Below are 15,877 nucleotides of genomic sequence, written 5' to 3'. Positions count from 1 at the left end.
TGCAAGTCAGAAGTGTTCAAGGCCTTCCTGCCAACTATCCGCATCACGAAATGCGCTGACCGTCCTCGTCGAGCAGAACGCAGCCTTCGGGATCGAAGCCGAGGTCGATCGCCTCGCCTTCGCTAAGGACGCGGCCGGTGATCGGCGCGTTGGCGCGGATGCTGGTCTTGCCGCCGATGTCGATCTCGTAGATGGCGCTGCCGCCCAGATACGAGGCCGAGACGACACGGCCGGACAGCCTGTTGGCGCTTGCCGCCGCGCCGACCGACAGTTTCTGCGGCCGCAGCACGACAGTGACCTTGCTGCCCTGCGCAAGCGGCCTTGGACAGGCCACCTCGACCGTCTGGCCGGTGGCAAGCACCACCGCCATTGCCTGGCCGGACCGGCTCACGGTCCCGGCCAGCATGTTGGCCTTGCCGAGGAAGTCGGCGACGAAGGCCGTGGCGGGCGTTTCATAGACCTCCTGCGGGGTTCCGATCTGCTCCACCGCGCCAGCGTTCATCACCACGATGCGATCCGACATGGAGAGCGCTTCCTCCTGGTCGTGGGTGACGAAGATGGCGGTGATGCCGGTTTCCTTCTGGATCTTCTTGATCTCGACGCGCATCTCCTCGCGCATGTTCGCGTCCAGCGCCGACAGCGGCTCGTCGAGCAGCAGCACCTGCGGCTCGAAGACGATGGCGCGGGCGAGCGCGATGCGCTGCTGCTGCCCGCCCGACAGCTGCGACGGCAGCTTCTTCTCGCTGCCCGGCAGCCGCACCATTTCGAGCGCCTGGCCGACCTTGCGGGCGATCTCCGGCTTCGGCACGTTGCGGTACTTCAGGCCGAAGGCGACATTGTCGAAGACGTTCTTGTGCGGGAACAGCGCATAGCTCTGGAAGACCAGACCGATATTGCGTTTATAGATCGGCACGTCGTCGACCCGGCGCCCGTCGATCATGATCTGGCCGCCCGAAATGTCGACCAGGCCGGCGATGGAGCGCAGGATCGTGGTCTTGCCGCAGCCCGAAGGCCCGAGCAAGGTGACGAAGCTGCCCTTGGCGATCGACAGCGAGAAATCGCGCACGGCCACGAACTTGCCATAGGCAATGTCGATGTCGCGGAACTCGACCGCCGCCTGGCCGGCCCTGGCGCTGCCGCCCGGAGCGGGTGCGCCCGCGCCGGGCCTTGCCACCCCGGCCGCTTCCGGCCGGGGCACTTCTGAAAGGTCGTTTCTGTCAGGCACCTTTCGAGATCCTGTTCCACTGCTTGGTCCAGGCGTCCTCGTTGGTCGCCCAGTAGACCGGGTCGGCGAAGGTCAGCGACTTCATCGTGCCGGTCTTGTCGAAGGCCGGCAGCTTCTCGATCTTCTCGGTGAGCTTGACCTTCGTCGGATCGAGCGACGGCGGATAGCTCTGGCCTTCGGCCACCGCGATGGCGGTCGCCGGGTCGAGCATGAAGTTGATCAACTCCTCGCACTCGGCCATTGGCGAGCCTTTCAGGATCAGCATGTCCTCCATCCAGGCATAGGAACCGGCCGGGTCGAGATAGCCGATCGGATGCCCCTGATCCTGCAAGGCTGCAACGCGGCCGGACCAGGCGTCGGTCACCACGATCTCACCCTTGGAAAGCAGGTCCATCAGCTCCGCGCCGGAACTCCAGAATTTCTTGGCGAGGTCGCGCGTCTCGCGCACCTTGGCCCAGATCGCATCCATGTCCTTGAGGTTGTTGGGATCCTGTCCGGTGGCGAGCGCGGCGTACCAGACGCGCGTGGTCATGTCGGAATAGCCGCCGACCTTGCCGGCATATTTCTTGTCGAGCAAAAGGGCGGCGCCCTTTTCCTTGGCTTCCTCGGGCGAGATCACCTTGGTGTTGTACGCGATGCCGGTCGTGCCGTAGTCGTAAGGCACGGCCGAGAGTTTCGGCGTCAGCTTGCGGAACGGATCGATCATCGGCTGCAACACATTGGCCATGTTGGGAATGTTGGCCTCGTTGATCTCCGAGGTCAGGCCGCCGTTCACATATTTGATGTAGTAGTTGACGCCGGAGGAATGGATGACCTGGTAGTCTCCGGGCTTGGCGGTCTTGATCTTGGTGATGATCTCGTCCTCGTCGCCGAACGTGCCCTGGACCACCTTGATCTTGGTCTTGGCCGTGTAGGGCTTGAAGGCATATTTGTCGATCGCGTCCTGCACCGTGCCGCCCCAGCCGTCGAAGCGAACCTCCTCGACCGCGGCGAGCGCCTGCCGCATCCAGGGCATGTCGAGACCGACCGCGGCCGCTGCGGCGGCGGTCAGCGTCAGGAAAGTGCGGCGGCTGAGATCGCCGTTTTGATACCTATCGTGCAGCCGTTCAAGCCGCTTGCCGTTGGACAATTTCATCGTGCTTCCTCCTTTGGTTCGTCGCGTCGTTTCAATCTGGTCAGGCTTTGCAGGATCAGGCCGCCGAGCAGCGGGATGCCGACGGTCACCAGGATCATCACGGTGCCGAGCGCATTGATTTCCGGGCTGATCGAGATCTTGAGCATCGACAGGATCTGGGTGGGCATGGTCTCGACGCCCGCCGGCCGCCAGAACAGGCTGGCCGAGGTGTTGTCGAACGAGATGGTGAAGGCGAGCAGCGCGCCGCCGACGACGGCAGGGATAAGCAGCGGCAGCGTGATCTCGCGGAAGGACGAGAAGCGCGAGGCGCCGAGCGAGAGCGCCGCCTCCTCATAGACGCGGCGGATGCCGACCATGCGCGCCTGGGTGATCAGCACCACATAGGGCACGGCGAGCAGGATGTGGCCGAGCACCAGCAGAAGCATGGTCCGCGGCTGGTCGACCGCCTTGATCAGCACCAGGAGGCCGACGCCCAGAATGGTCTCCGGCACCAGCGCCGGCAGGATCACCAGCGTGCTCAGCGCCTGCTTGCCGCGGAATTCGAAGCGCACCAGCGCAAACGACGTGACGACGCCGATGGCCGTGGTGACGGCTGATGTGACCAGCGCGATCCACAGCGAGGTGCGGAAGGCGGCCAGCACCGGCTCGTTGGCCATCAGCTTGCCGTACCATTGCAGGCTGAAGCCGGTCATCGGGAAGCCGCCGAACATCGAGGCGTTGAACGACAGGATCACCGTCGCCACGATCGGCGCGAACATGAAGATGTAGACGCAGACCGTGACGAGGCCGGTCAACCGCCAGGCCCATCTGCCTTCCTCTTTGCGCCGCGCCTTCATCCGCCCAACCCTTTGACGATCTGCGACATGCCCATGAAGCGCGTGTAGATGGCGGCGAAGAAGCCGAGCACGAGGAACAGCACGATCGAAAGCGTGGCGCCCATCGGCCAGTTCAGCTCGCTCATGATGGTGTCGTAGATCAGATTGCCGAACAGCGCGTCGCGGCCGGAGCCGAGCAGCTGTGGCGTGACATAGCTGCCGGCGGCCAGCACGAAGCAGAGCAGCAGGCCCGCCGCCAGGCCCGGCAGCGAAAGCGGAAGCGTGACCTCGCGGAACGCCTGCGCGCTGGTGCAGCCCATCGAGCGGGCCGCCGAAATCAGGGTGCGGTCGATACCCTCGAGGCTGACATAGACGTTGAGGATCATGTAGGGCAGCAGGAAGTGCAGCATGCCGAGGATGACCGCGCCCTCATTGTAGAGCATCGGCAGCGGCTCGCTGATGATGCCCAGCTTCAGCAGCGCGACATTGATGACGCCCTGTTCGCCCAGGATGTTGATCCAGGAAAAGGTGCGGATGGTGAAGCTGATCCAGAACGGCACGATGAGCAAAAGCAGCAACAGCCACTTGTGCTTGAAGGTCGTCGCCCAGATGAAATAGGCCGGGAAATAACCCAGCACCCCGCAGAGCAGCGCCGTGATGGCGCCAACCCGCAGCGTCTTCAAGAGGAAGCCGGCATAATAGCTGTCGGTCAGGAATTCGTGCCAGTTCGCCGTCGTCAGTGCGCTGGTTTCCACGCCGGCGGTGACGAAAGTGAAGAAGGTGTAGGCCGCCATCACGGCGATCGGCAGCACCAGGAAGAAGATCAGCAGCAGCAGCACCGGCGCGACCAGAAGCCATGCCAGCCGTGGATCATACAATGTCCATCGTCGTTTCATGAGCACCCGGTGCGCTTTCTTTGAAGCGCCTGTTTTGTTCCCGGGCCAAGATTGGGTGATTGATGGCCCGATGTCTACACCAGGCGATTGAGCCAGCGGACATCGGGCGCGTCGCCGGCTGCGATCGCCGCCGAAACACTGTCGGCGGACGGCATCGCAGCGGCTTCGGTAGGCGAAGCTCAGCCCTTCGCGATGCCGCGTGCGATCAGCCGTGCCAGGCGCTCGGAGAATGCCCTGGCGTCGGCCGGCTTGTCGCCGTCGAGCACGCGCGCCTCGTCGTAGAGAAGATGGGCCGCGTCGTCCTTGAAGGCCTGGTCCTCGTCGCCGAGGCCGGCCAGCGCCAGCACGCGCTCATGGCGTGGATTGATCTCCAGGATGGGCTTGGCCGCCTTGTCGAGGCGGCCGGCGGCGTTCATCAGCCGCTCGAACTGCCGGTCGGGACCATGCTCCGGAGCGACCAGGCAGACGGCGCTCTCGGTCAGGCGGTCGGAGGCCTTCACATCCGAGACGGCATCGCCAAGCGCCGATTTGACGAAGGCCAGGAAGCCGTCGACCTCGGGCGCTGCCGTCACATCCGGCTTCTTGGCGTCGTCGAGCAGCGGGATGTCGGACAGTACGGCGACGCCTTGCGTCACCGACTTGAAGGGCTTGCCGTCGAAGTCCGGCCCCATCGTCACCCAGAAACTGTCGACGGGGTCGGTCAAGAGCAGCACCTCGATGCCGCGCGCCTTGAACCCTTCGAGCTGCGGCGAGGCTTCGAGCCGGGCGCGGTCGTCGCCGGCCATGAAGAAGATCGCTTTCTGGCCTTCCTTCATCGCCGCGACATAGTCGGCAAGGCCGCGCCAGCCTTCGCCCGAGGCGGTCGAATGGAAGCGGGCGAGCTTCAGCAATTGCTCGCGCCGCTCGTAATCCTCGTAGAGCCCTTCCTTCAGGACGACGCCGAAATTCTCCCAAATCTTGGCATAGGCCTCGGCCTCGTTCTCGGCCAGCTTGGCGAGGTCGCCGAGCACGCGGTTGGTCAGGCCCTTGCGGATGGAGGCCAGCAGCGGGCTTTCCTGGATCATCTCGCGCGAGACGTTGAGCGGCAGGTCGGCGGAATCGACCAGCCCACGCACGAAGCGCAGATAGCGCGGCAGAAGGTCGGCATCGTCGGTGATGAAGACGCGGCGCACATAGAGCTTCATGCGGCCCTTGCGGTCCTGGTCGAACAGATCGAACGGCCGCGAGCCCGGCACGAAGGCGAGCACCGAGTATTCCTGCCGGCCCTCGGCGCGGAAATGGATGGTGGCGGCCGGCTCGTCATACTGGCCGGCGACGCTGCGGTAGAAATCGGTGTATTCCTCGGGCTTGATCTCGCTCTTCGGCCGCACCCAGAGTGCCGTGCCGTCGGCGATGTCGCGCGCCTCGGCGCCGGGCTTTTCGACGAGCGTGATCGGCACCGGCACATGGCCCGATTGCGACTTGGCCAGTTGCTCCAGCCGGTAGGACCCGGTGTAGGATACGGCGTCGTCCATCAGATGCAGCACGACGCGGGTGCCTCGCTTCGGTGCGGCTTCAAGAGGGGCCGGCGCGATCTCATACGAACCCTTGCCGTCGGACGACCAGCGCCAGGCTTCCTCGCTTCCGGCGAGGCGGCTGATGACATCGACGCGGTCGGCCACCATGAAGGCGGAATAGAAGCCGACGCCGAACTGGCCGATGAGTTGCGTGTCCTCCGTGCCTGAGCCGACGCGCTCGATGAAGGCGCGCGTGCCCGAGCGGGCGATCGTGCCCAGCGCCTCGGCCATGTCGTCGCGGCTCATGCCGATGCCATTGTCCTCGACGGTGATCTCTTTGTTGTCCGGATCGGCCGAAATCGAAATGCGCGGCTTGGGATCGTCTCCCAGCAATTCGGGGTGGCTGACGGCCTCGAAACGCAGCTTCTCGCAAGCGTCGGCGGCGTTGGAGATCAGCTCGCGCAGGAACACGTCCTTATCGGAATAGACCGAATGCACCATCATGTGCAGCAGCCGCGAAACATCCGCCTCGAATGCCCTGGTTTCCGTCGCTTTCGTGTCCGTCGTCATCTAGATTTTCCCATGCTGTTCATCCGCACGCCGCGCCGGGCGCGTTCGGGACTTTCCTTTCAACCATTTTTTGCGGTGCTGGCAACTGCGTTCAGTGTGCCAGCGCGCCGACGATATGGTGGTGGGATGCGAAGGCGACAAGAGGGCGCCTGCGGGCGAGACTATCGATCTCCCCCCTCGTGGGGGAGATGGCCGGCAGGCCAGAGGGGGGCGTGAAGGAACTCGGCCTTGCCTATTTGCTGGGCTCAGCGGTGACCGCTTCTTCCAAAGGGTACAGCAATCCAACGCTATGAGACGTCGGCGGGTCAGCGCCCCCCTCTGCCCCGCCGGGCATCTCCCCCACGAGGGGGGAGATTGGCAGCGTCAGCGTCGCCCCTACTTCCCCGCCATGTGATCCGCCAGCGCCTGCGCCTGCGCAAGTAGCGCCGGGTAGGCCGGGGTGTCCGGCAGGCTCTTGCCCATGCAGGCGCGGAAGTCGTTGTCGCCTTTCGTCCAGGCGGCGTTGGCGGCGTCGGATGTGTTTTCGTCGCTGTCGTCGGTGGCCTGCTTGGCGAGTTTCTGGGCGGCGGCGTCGGCGGCGGTCCACGCCGCGTCGCAGGCCGCGATCTTCGGGACGGGCGGTGTCGCGGGCGCTTCGGCGATCAGGACGCTGTTGCCCTTGACGACTGTGACGACGACCTCCTGGTCGGAGTTCGGTCCGATATCCTGTGCCCAACCGCCGAGGCGGGCGATCGCCATGTCGGCGCCGTCAGGTTTCTTGAGCGCGAAGTCGAGCGTGCCGGTGAAGGCGGCGTCGCTGCCGATGGCCTGGGTGTAGAAGGCATCGAGCTTCAGCGCCGCGTCGAAGCTGGTGGGCAGTTTGAGATCGGCGTCCGTCTCGGCGGCGCGCGACTTAAGCCAGTGCTCGACCAGCCCGCGCGTCGAGGCCACGATGCTGGGACCATCCTCGGTGCCGTGGCGCAGCCCGTCCAGCATGCCGAAGCCGACATCGGAGGAACTGAGGCTTTCGATGTTGATCTTGCCGGCGGCCGGAAAATCCTTCACCGTGAAAGGCCCGAGCAGGGCGGAAAGCCGCTTTTCGAGATCGGCGCGGGCCTTTTCATTGGCCGCATCGAGCGTCTCCACCGGTGCGTTCGTGCTCTCCATCGCCGCGATGTCGGCAATCGCCTTGTCGCGCGCGGCTATATAATCGTCCTCGGGCGAGGCGGCGAAGGCAGCACTGCTCGCAAGGGCAAACATGACCGTCCAGACCAACCGCATGACAGAACCTTTCTTCGTGGCGGATCAACAGGCCAGGCAGCCATCGGGCAGCTTTGCGGCTATTGCGCGGCAGAAAACGCCGAGGCGAAACATCCTGAACGGGGAGGCATGGCAAGCGCTGCCATTAACCATCGATTAACTATCCGGTCGCCTTTGAATCAAATTTGATGGATACTGTTTTTAGGCCAAACGAGACTGCTCAAGAGGCCGGGGAAGACAGTAATTGCAAGCTTGGCGCGCCACTTTCGGTCGCGCGGCAGGCTGAAATCAAAGAAGAAGCGACGGACCACCGTCGCCTTGCGGGGAGGCGTCAGCATCATTCTTGATGAGGATCGCCAGAATGAAGATCGAAGACGCAGTGACCGCTGTAACAGCCGAGGCCAACGCGCTCATGTCCTGCCTCGGCCAGCCCGTGGTCGCCTACCACGTGACGGAAATCATGCGAGAGGCCAATCTGGAACACGCCAGGCGGATGCAACTCGCCCTGATGCAGCGAAGCATCGAGGCGCTGGTCGATGACGGGCTGGAGGATATCGCCGCGGAGCGGTATGTTTCGCAGTTCCACGGTCATCTAGGCTCGACGTGGAGGCTGCTGCACGCTTCGGATGGCGTGGCGCATTGAAGGAATGGCTTACGGACCAGATCGTAGGGATACGGCTTGGCTCACGCCTTCTGCCTGGTCAGCCGCTCCAGCGCATCCACGATCAGGTCGCAAAACTTCGCGTGGTCCAGCTTCATCGCCACGGTGTGGCGGAAGTCGGTCTGCTCGCTCGCCGTGCCGCCGAAATGGCGCATGCCGCCCATTTTCTCGAAATTGCAGACCGTCATGCCCTTGGTCCAGCGGCCGGCGATTTCGACGCGGATGTCGGCCCTCTCGGTGATGAAGATGGTCGGGTCGATCATGGCCGCGACGCAGCAGGCGTCATGGATGGCGGGATACTCGATCTGCAGCAGGCCGCCATGCGTGGTCGCTATGAACGCCCAGATATCGAGGATGAACCTTGCCATCGGGCCGCCTATGGCGCGCACGCGGTCCTGCAGGTCCGGTGTGGCCAGTGCCTGGTGCGTGAGGTCGAGCCCGACCATCGTGACGTCCCAACCGGCGCGGAACACCACGTCGGCGGCCTCCGGGTCGGCATAGACGTTGAACTCCGCCGCGGGCGTGATGTTGCCCCGCGTAAAACTGCCGCCCATCGCGACGACCCGCTTCACCCGTTCGACGATGCGCGGGTCCTTGCGCACGGCGAGCGCGATGTTGGTGTAGGGACCGACCGGCACCAGCGTCACCGTCTTCGGCTCATGCGCCATGACCGTGTCGATGATGAAGTCGACGGCATGCCGCTTGTCGAGCTCGAACGAGGCGGGCGGCAGCACTGGGCCGTCGAGCCCGGTATCTCCGTGGATCTCGACGGCCAGCACCTGATCGATGATGAGCGGGCCGGGAGAGCCCTTCGCCACAGGCACCTTGATGCCATAGGCGGTGCACACGGAAAGCGCGTTACGCGTGGTGTTGTCGACATTGTGGTTGCCCGAAACGGTGGTGATGCCGAGGAGATCGATCTAGGGGTTTCCGGCCGCGAGCAGGATGGCGATCGCGTCATCATGCCCGGGGTCGCAGTCCAGGATGATCTTTTCCATGGTGGGCACCTCCCTTGTCGGCCGAACCTGTGGGCACAAGAGGCTGGCGCGCGCGCGCAGTCAAGGTTTTGCGCTCGACCACTCCAGAGTTCGTTTGCTCCCCGCGCGGGTCCGGACGGCCAAGCCTCTTATGGAGACCGCCCGCCGGTGCATCGCCGTTGCTGATTCAGACAGAGCCGTCTTTGCCGCATGGAGCAGGGGAAAGCTTCATTCGTTCGTTCGAATGACAACAAGCAGGGAAATAGGAGGTAGCGTCCAGGTGACGCGGCATCCCAGCGCCGTGGCTCGAACTAAGTGGAGAATACGATCGCGGTGAGGGTCGCGCCAGGTGGAGTCAAGTGATGAATCATTTGCAGGGTACCAGGTCCAAATGTCTGCGCTTTGACTTCACCTTTACCGAACGACCGCCTTCGATTTTGCTTCACGGGATATGTGGCAGCGGGCGTAACGCCGTGCTGCCCCTCGTTTCGTCACTCCTCATTTTGCTGTTTGCGTCTCCGGCAAACAGCCAGCTGGCGCCCGATGCGTCCGCAACTGCCGCGGCCAATGGCCGTTCGCCGGTCGCGGTTTCGAACCGCACCGATATCGCGAAAGACGAGGGTGAGCAGGCCTTGCGCCGCGAACTGGCCGCGGCTCGGGCCGAGTTGGCCAGGCAAGCGCAGGCCCTGAAAGCGCAACAGCAGACGGACGCAGCGCTCACGCTCAATCTGGAGACGGCGCAGCGTGCCATCGAAGATTTCAGGGCGGAAGCCAGCCTCTGGGACAGCAAGAAAGCCTCTATGCCTGAAGCGCCTCCCTCCGGGGATGGCTCCCAGGCTGCCACGAAGCAGGCGCTTGATGAGCAAAGCCATAAGGTCGGGCTGCTGGAACAGGAACTCGCCACGGCTCGTCAGACGATCGATGCTCTCAAGACAGCGGCAAATCTGTCTGTGGCGCAGCAGGCCGAGGCCGTGAAAGACCGGCAACAGGCCGACGCCGCCGCGAAGCAGGCGCTGGATGAGGAGCGCCATAAGGTCGGGCTTATGGAACAGGAACTCGCCACGGCCCGTCAGACGATCGATGCGCTCAGGGCAGGCGCAAATCTGGCCGTTGTGGACCAGGCCAAGGCCGTGAAGGACCGACAACAGGCCGATGCCTCTTCAAACCAGGCTCGCAAAGCGCTCGAACTGGAACGTCAGCGAGCAGATTCAGCCATGCGTGACCTCGACATCGCCCGCAAGGAACGCGACACCCTGAAGCAGAGCTCGATGGATTTGAGCGCGGCGCTCGAACAGGAGCGCGAAAGAGCCAACGGCCTGGCACGCAGTCTCAGCGCCGCGCGCGAGGAAATCGACAGCGCCAAGATCGACAGTATGAAGGAAAAACGTCGGACCGCGGCCGCGGTGCGTGCGCCTAAAGCAGGTGCCTCCAAGACCGCGCTCGCAAGTTCACCGTCGCGCCCGGTTGCAGCCCGTAAGCCGGGCGTGCTGAAAAAACGCAAGGTGAAGGGTCCAAAGCCGCCGCAGCCTGTCATGATGGCAACCTTCGCTCTTCCCCCCGCATTGCTGCCAACCCGACCACTTTCGCAGTGAAAGACAGGTGAGCGAAATGCACGGCGCAGGGAGGATGACATTGAAAAAATACTTCGTGGCCGCGTTGACGATCGGCATCGCGATCGGGCCTGCCTCGGCTCTCGATGCGGGTTTAGGCGGTAAAGTCGGCGGCGTCGGGATAGGCGCCGGAGTGAGCGCCGGTTCGCAAGGCGCATCCGTAGGGGTGGGCGCGAGCGTAGGCGGTGTCGGCGGAGCAAATGTCGGCGCTTCGGTCGGCGCAGGCAACGTAGGCGTCAGTGCCAGCGGTAACGTTGGCTCCGCAAGCGTCAGTGCCGGCGGTAACGTTGGCTCCACAGGCGGAGGCCTTTCGACAGGTGTCGGCCTGGGCGCCGATCCATCCGCCGAAAACGGATCGGCGGCCGCTGCCAGCGGTTCGGCCGCCACGGCAGCCAGTGGTTCTGCCGCGACGGGCACGGGTTCTGCCGCGACGGGCACTGGATCTGCCGCGACGGCCACTGCCACGACCGCCACTGCCAGGACCTCCAGGCCATCGATCGCCCTGCCGCCCGTCCTCAGGCCTTCCAGAGCCGGCCAGGGCGACCTCACCAGGGGATATCCCTTTGCACCCCTGGAAGCACTGAAAGCGAAACCCGGCACGCCAGTCGCGGTCGTGCAAGCCTGTCGCGCGGCGATCCTGTCCGCCGCCAAGCCGCTTGGCGCCGTCCGTGTCCGCGCGGTCAGCGCAGGTGCCTTGCGTCGACGTGGGGGGGCGCTGACGGCGCCGATCCAAGTGCGAATAGACTATGCGGGACGCGGTGGCATCGAAATCCGGCAAGCGCAAGTCGGCTGTCGCCTCGATGCGGCGGGCAGGGTGATAGCGGTAAAATAGAACCGATCTGCAACAGGGCACGCGGCGCTCCGCCGACGTCGCCCGAGTTGGGCCGGCATATGCGGCCCCGCTACCCCTTCCGCTTCTCCACCTCCGCCTTCCGCAGCAGGAACCGCTGGATCTTGCCGCTCGGCGTCTTCGGCAATTCCGCGACGAAATCGATTTCGCGCGGATAGGCGTGGGCCGAAAGCCGCTTGCGGACGTGTTGCGCCAGTTCCTCGGCCAGTTCCGGGCTACCCTGATAGGCGGGCGCCAGGATGACGAAGGCCTTGACGATCTCGGTGCGCTGCGGGTCGGGCACGCCGACCACCGCCGCCTCGTTGACCGCGGGATGTTCGATGAGCGCGCTTTCGACATCGAAGGGGCCGATGCGGTACCCCGACGAGGTGATGACATCGTCGGCGCGGCCGATGAAGGAGACCGAGCCGTCCGGCTCGTATTCCACCGTGTCGCCGGTCCGGTAATAGCCGCCCGCGATCGCCGGCGTCTCGGCCTGGTGGTAGCCGTCGAACCAGCGCAGCGGCGAGTTGGCGATGTCGACGGCGAGGATGCCGGGCTGGTTGGGGCCGAGCTCGTTGCCTTCATCGTCCAGCACCACCATGCGATAACCCGGCATGGCAAAGCCGGCCGAGCCCGCGCGCACGGAATGCGAAAGCCCATGGTGGTTATTGACCATCATGCCGTTTTCGGTCTGGCCGTAATGGTCGTGGATAGGGGCGGCGAGATGGGCGTCGAACCAGCGGATCACTTCCGGGTTGAGCGGCTCGCCGGCGCTGCTCACCACCCGCAGCCGTCCCCTGATGCGGGCGGCAGCTTCAGGCCCTTCGGCGAGCAGCAGGCGGAAGGCGGTGGGCGAGCCGGCAAGGCTGGTGACGCCGAGCCGCTCGATGATTTCATAGGTGCTTCCGGCGGTGAAGGCGCCTTCATTGAAGGTGGTGGCGATGCCGAGCAGCAGCGGGCCTGTGATGGCGTAGTAGAGGCCATAGGCCCAGCCGGGATCGGCGATGTTCCAGAAGACGTCGTCGGGGCGCAGCCCGATCGCATCGCGCATGTAGGCGCCGAAGGCCAGCAGCGCGCTGAGCGGCACCGGCACGCCCTTGGGCAGGCCCGTCGTGCCTGATGTCGACATCATCATGAACAGGTCGTCGCCCTTGCGCATGACGGGTTCGCAATCGGGGGAGGCAGAGGCAAGCGCGGCGCGGTAGTCGATGTCGCCCTGGGGCAAGGCATCGCCAGCACCAAGAATGGTGGCGATCGGCGGGCAGTTCTCGATCTCGTCGAGCTTGCCGCGATTGGCCGGATTGGTCACCACCAGCTTGGCGCCGCTGTAGCCGAGGCGGTGCTCGATCGCCTTCGGGCCGAAGGCGGTGAACAAGGGCTGGTAGACGGCGCCGATGCGCCAGGTGCCTAGGATGAGCGCGACGAGTTCGGGAATGCGCGGCAGCATGCCGGCGACGACATCGCCGGGACCCACGCCTGCATCCTTGAGCAGGTTGGCGACGCGGCCCGACATATCGGCGAGGTCGTCGAAGCTGAACAGCCGGAGTTCGCCGCCGGCCGAGATCGCGCGCAGCGCCAGCCGGTTCTCACCGGTATGGCGGCCGCAGCATTCGACATAGGCGTTGATGCCGGTCGCCGGGTCGCCGTCAAGCCTGGCGATCTCATCCTCGAGGCGAAAGGCCGCAACGACGTCCTCGTAGCGTGGCAAGCCGGTCATGTCAGTCCTCCCTGGCGGCGCTCCATCTCCCCATGGCGCGCCTTCATCCGTCAGATTGCCTGAAATCGTGGTGATGGTCGATTGCGACGAAGGTGGACCGTGGGGCGGCAGGCATTGGCCTCGTTCGCACCGGCCTGTATCATAGCCAGGTGAATGCAGGAGAGGAGGCTCGAGCGTGCGGCTGGAACGGAACCTCTGCCACTGGCGAATCTGGCTCTGCATCGCCGTACTGGCGCTTTGGCCGCGTGCTGCGTCGGCCGACGCCATTACGCCGGAGCGCATCGCTGTCGCCTTGTCGAAGCTCGAAGCGCTCGCCCAAGGCGCCGTCGCGGGCGGCGGGGTGCCCGGTCTCGCCATCGCGGTGGTGCACGACGATGACGTGATCTTCCTGAAGGGTTTCGGCCATCGCCAGGCCGGCAAGCCGGAGGCGGTCGACGCCGACACGGTGTTCCAGATCGCCTCGCTCTCCAAGCCGGTCTCCGCCACCGTCGTGGCGGCGCTGGTCAGCGACGGGATCGTGTCCTGGGATTCAAAGATCGCCGACCTCGATCCGGCCTTCCGGCTGGCCGATCCCTATCCGACCAGCCAACTCACCGTCCGCGACCTGTTTTCGCACCGCAGTGGACTGCCCGGAACCGCCGGAGACGACCTCGAGGACATAGGCTACGGCCGCGCCGAAATCCTGCATCGCCTGCGGTTCGTGCCGCCATCGTCGAGCTTCCGTGCCGGCTACTCCTACAGCAATTTCGGATTGACCGAGGGCGCCGTCGCGGCCGCCATGCCGACAGGCAAACCCTGGGAGGAGGTCGCCGAGGAGAAGCTCTACCGACCGCTTGGCATGGCCTCGACCAGTTCCCGTCATTCGGACTTCGTCAAGCACGCCGATCGTGCCGCGCTGCACATCAAGGTCGATGGCGCCTGGGCCGCCAAGATAGAGCGCAATCCGGATGCGCAGGCGCCCGCGGGCGGCGTCAGCTCGACCGCGCGCGATCTTTCGCAATGGGTGCGCCTCATCCTCGGCAACGGGGTCTATGCCGGCAAGACGCTGATAGCGGCCGATGCGCTCGATCAGACGCATGTGCCGCTGATGACGCGCGGCAAGAACCCTGTCTCCGGTGGCGCGTCCTTCTACGGCCTCGGCTGGAATGTCGAATTCGGCCGGCATGGCTTGAGCTGGGGCCATGCGGGTGCCTTCAGCGTCGGCGCACGCACGCTGGTGACGATCTTCCCGCAGGAGAAGCTTGGCATCGTCATCGTCGCCAACGCCTTCCCGACAGGCGTGCCGGAAGGGCTGTCCGACAGTTTTGCGGACCTGGTCTTCGAGGGTTCGGTCCAGAAGGACTGGGTCAAGGCATGGGACGATATCTATGCCGGAATGTTCGGCCCGGCGGTCGCGGCGGCCAAGGCCACCTATGCCGCGCCGCCATCTCCGGCAAGGCCAGCCAGGCCGGCAAGTGCCTATGCCGGCCGCTACGCCAACGACTTCTTCGGCAATGCTGTCGTGGCGAGTGCCGGAGACGGCCTTGTGCTCAAGGTCGGCCCGGCCGGCGCCCGGTCCTATTCCCTGGCGCATTACGACGGTGATCTTTTTCTGACCTTCCCCGATGCCGAGACACCGGACAGGCCAACCAGCGTGAGCTTCGTCCTCGGCCCCGACGGCAAGGCGTCGGCCATCACTATAGGCTTCCTCGACGACAATCATCTGGGCACGCTGCGGCGTGTGGGTGACTAGGGGCTGACAGGGGCAACGAGCGGCGCCCGGTCGCAGATCTTGTGCCGCAGCTCATCGTTCCAGATATACTTGCGCGATGTCGGATCGTCGCAAAGATTGATGCGATGGTTCACCGCACCGTACTGCCACAACACGATCGCGATGGACGATAGTGCCAGCGCTGGAAGCAGTCCCCACCTGACAAGCGATCGGATTTTTCTCACGGCGCATTACTGAGGTAGACTTTACGAAAACGAAAACGACGTCCACTTTGCGCCTGCATTGCGGACGCTACGCGGAGCTCGATTGCATTCCCATCTGCAGACATTGGGGCCTTGGGTGCCGGTCCGAATAGGTTTGAAATGTCCGCTACCGGTCCACAATCGTATCACGCGGAGCGGCACATCATGGACCACTTGAATCTGCTGCAAAAATCGCTGCGTGTGGCAGGCTAATTGGCTGGGACAACAGCGATATAACCGAGACTCTCGGCTCCGCACTGCGCCGGGTTGCTCCAGAAGGCTCCGGCATAGCGACCCATCGCGCCAAGTTGCGCGGCGAGCATGTGATATCCTTGGTGAACGGAGGCTCCTTGGTTTTTAGCGATCTGCAGGAGTTCTGTTTCGGCCGGGTTCATCATTGCTTCATTGTCGCCTCTGACAGGCATTGTCTAATTTTGCTTGATGCCATGCGGACGACTGCTTTTGCCATTCAATAGCAGACCGACCGCTTCCAGCCCATTTCAGACATTCGGTCTCAAGCGCACAGCTCCAACGGCCGACGGATTCCAACTGCCGGTGGCGCTATAGTTTGGCTAATTGGTCATGCCGCAGGCAAATCTTGCCGCGGATGGTCAATCATCCGGGTTCTTCGACATACGGTTGGTTCATCTCGGTCAGATGCGGAAGAAGGAGCCGTCATGCCGACATGAGCGATTCAATCTACCTGTCGCTACACCGAAATGTGGCTCGACCTTCGGCCCACTCACCTGGA

At 64.3% G+C, this 15,877-nt stretch carries 14 protein-coding genes; 5 read left to right on the top strand and 9 right to left on the bottom strand.

The features are described 5' to 3' along the window. Positions 1–43: 43 nt before the first annotated feature. The 6 genes from AB4Z43_RS15930 to AB4Z43_RS15905 all read right to left on the bottom strand — a co-directional run bounded on the left by AB4Z43_RS15930 (position 44) and on the right by AB4Z43_RS15905 (position 7,376). Positions 44–1,225 (bottom strand): ABC transporter ATP-binding protein, encoded by a 1,182-nt coding sequence (locus tag AB4Z43_RS15930; RefSeq protein WP_196774178.1) that lies wholly within the window; start codon positions 1,223–1,225, stop codon positions 44–46. Beyond that, the gene (locus AB4Z43_RS15925) at positions 1,218–2,360 is read right to left on the bottom strand and encodes an ABC transporter substrate-binding protein (RefSeq protein WP_010910608.1); all 1,143 of its coding nucleotides are present in this window, start codon (positions 2,358–2,360) and stop codon (positions 1,218–1,220) included. The genes AB4Z43_RS15930 and AB4Z43_RS15925 overlap by 8 nt, the downstream gene beginning before the upstream one ends. Beyond that, a complete protein-coding gene (locus tag AB4Z43_RS15920; protein WP_064981935.1) occupies positions 2,357–3,196 on the bottom strand; it encodes an ABC transporter permease in 840 nt (279 codons plus the stop codon). Before AB4Z43_RS15920 ends, AB4Z43_RS15925 begins: the two co-directional genes overlap by 4 nt. Continuing rightward, positions 3,193–4,071, bottom strand: coding sequence for an ABC transporter permease (locus tag AB4Z43_RS15915; protein ID WP_064981933.1), 879 nt, complete (start codon positions 4,069–4,071; stop codon positions 3,193–3,195). Before AB4Z43_RS15915 ends, AB4Z43_RS15920 begins: the two co-directional genes overlap by 4 nt. A gap of 179 nt (positions 4,072–4,250) precedes the next feature. After that, entirely contained in the window at positions 4,251–6,137 is a 1,887-nt protein-coding gene (gene htpG, locus AB4Z43_RS15910) for a molecular chaperone HtpG (protein WP_441938313.1), read from the bottom strand. 375 nt (positions 6,138–6,512) lie between these two features. Next, a complete protein-coding gene (locus tag AB4Z43_RS15905) occupies positions 6,513–7,376 on the bottom strand; it encodes a hypothetical protein (protein WP_236952348.1) in 864 nt (287 codons plus the stop codon). Between AB4Z43_RS15905 and AB4Z43_RS15900 the strand changes: the two genes are divergently transcribed. Beyond that, complete coding sequence (locus AB4Z43_RS15900) at positions 7,375–7,536, top strand: hypothetical protein (protein ID WP_167626427.1); 162 nt, start codon at positions 7,375–7,377, stop codon at positions 7,534–7,536. The genes AB4Z43_RS15905 and AB4Z43_RS15900 overlap by 2 nt on opposite strands. 201 nt (positions 7,537–7,737) lie before the next feature. Continuing rightward, positions 7,738–8,019, top strand: coding sequence for a hypothetical protein (locus AB4Z43_RS15895; RefSeq protein ID WP_223217904.1), 282 nt, complete (start codon positions 7,738–7,740; stop codon positions 8,017–8,019). A gap of 41 nt (positions 8,020–8,060) precedes the next feature. On the opposite strand, the gene AB4Z43_RS15890 is transcribed toward AB4Z43_RS15895, so the two are convergent. Continuing rightward, positions 8,061–8,957, bottom strand: a complete 897-nt coding sequence (locus tag AB4Z43_RS15890; protein WP_441938613.1) for a nucleoside hydrolase — start codon at positions 8,955–8,957, stop codon at positions 8,061–8,063. Positions 8,958–9,376: 419 nt separating this feature from the next. Here AB4Z43_RS15890 and AB4Z43_RS15885 point away from each other — a divergent pair, with 419 nt between their 5' ends. Together AB4Z43_RS15885 and AB4Z43_RS15880 are read left to right on the top strand one after the other, a co-directional pair. Then, positions 9,377–10,606, top strand: a complete 1,230-nt coding sequence (locus AB4Z43_RS15885) for a hypothetical protein (RefSeq protein ID WP_441938309.1) — start codon at positions 9,377–9,379, stop codon at positions 10,604–10,606. A 40-nt stretch (positions 10,607–10,646) separates the two neighbouring features. Beyond that, on the top strand, positions 10,647–11,456 hold the full coding sequence (locus AB4Z43_RS15880) for a hypothetical protein (protein ID WP_064981981.1): 810 nt from the start codon (positions 10,647–10,649) through the stop codon (positions 11,454–11,456). A gap of 70 nt (positions 11,457–11,526) precedes the next feature. Here AB4Z43_RS15880 and AB4Z43_RS15875 read toward each other — a convergent pair whose 3' ends face one another. Next, entirely contained in the window at positions 11,527–13,173 is a 1,647-nt protein-coding gene (locus AB4Z43_RS15875; protein WP_441938306.1) for an acyl-CoA synthetase, read from the bottom strand. A gap of 175 nt (positions 13,174–13,348) precedes the next feature. On the opposite strand from AB4Z43_RS15875, the gene AB4Z43_RS15870 reads away from it, so the two are divergent. Next, the gene (locus AB4Z43_RS15870) at positions 13,349–14,905 is read left to right on the top strand and encodes a serine hydrolase (RefSeq protein ID WP_441938304.1); all 1,557 of its coding nucleotides are present in this window, start codon (positions 13,349–13,351) and stop codon (positions 14,903–14,905) included. A 430-nt stretch (positions 14,906–15,335) separates the two neighbouring features. On the opposite strand, the gene AB4Z43_RS15865 is transcribed toward AB4Z43_RS15870, so the two are convergent. Continuing rightward, positions 15,336–15,521: a hypothetical protein gene (locus tag AB4Z43_RS15865; protein ID WP_441938302.1), complete on the bottom strand. Its 186-nt coding sequence runs from the start codon at positions 15,519–15,521 to the stop codon at positions 15,336–15,338. Between the last annotated feature and the right edge of the window lie 356 nt (positions 15,522–15,877).

Source organism: Mesorhizobium sp. 2RAF45 (genome assembly GCF_052115225.1).
In the GTDB taxonomy this organism is placed as follows: Bacteria; Pseudomonadota; Alphaproteobacteria; order Rhizobiales; family Rhizobiaceae; genus Mesorhizobium; species Mesorhizobium jarvisii.
Note: the sequence above shows the minus strand (reverse complement) of the source record. Positions and strands in the feature narration are given on the sequence as shown.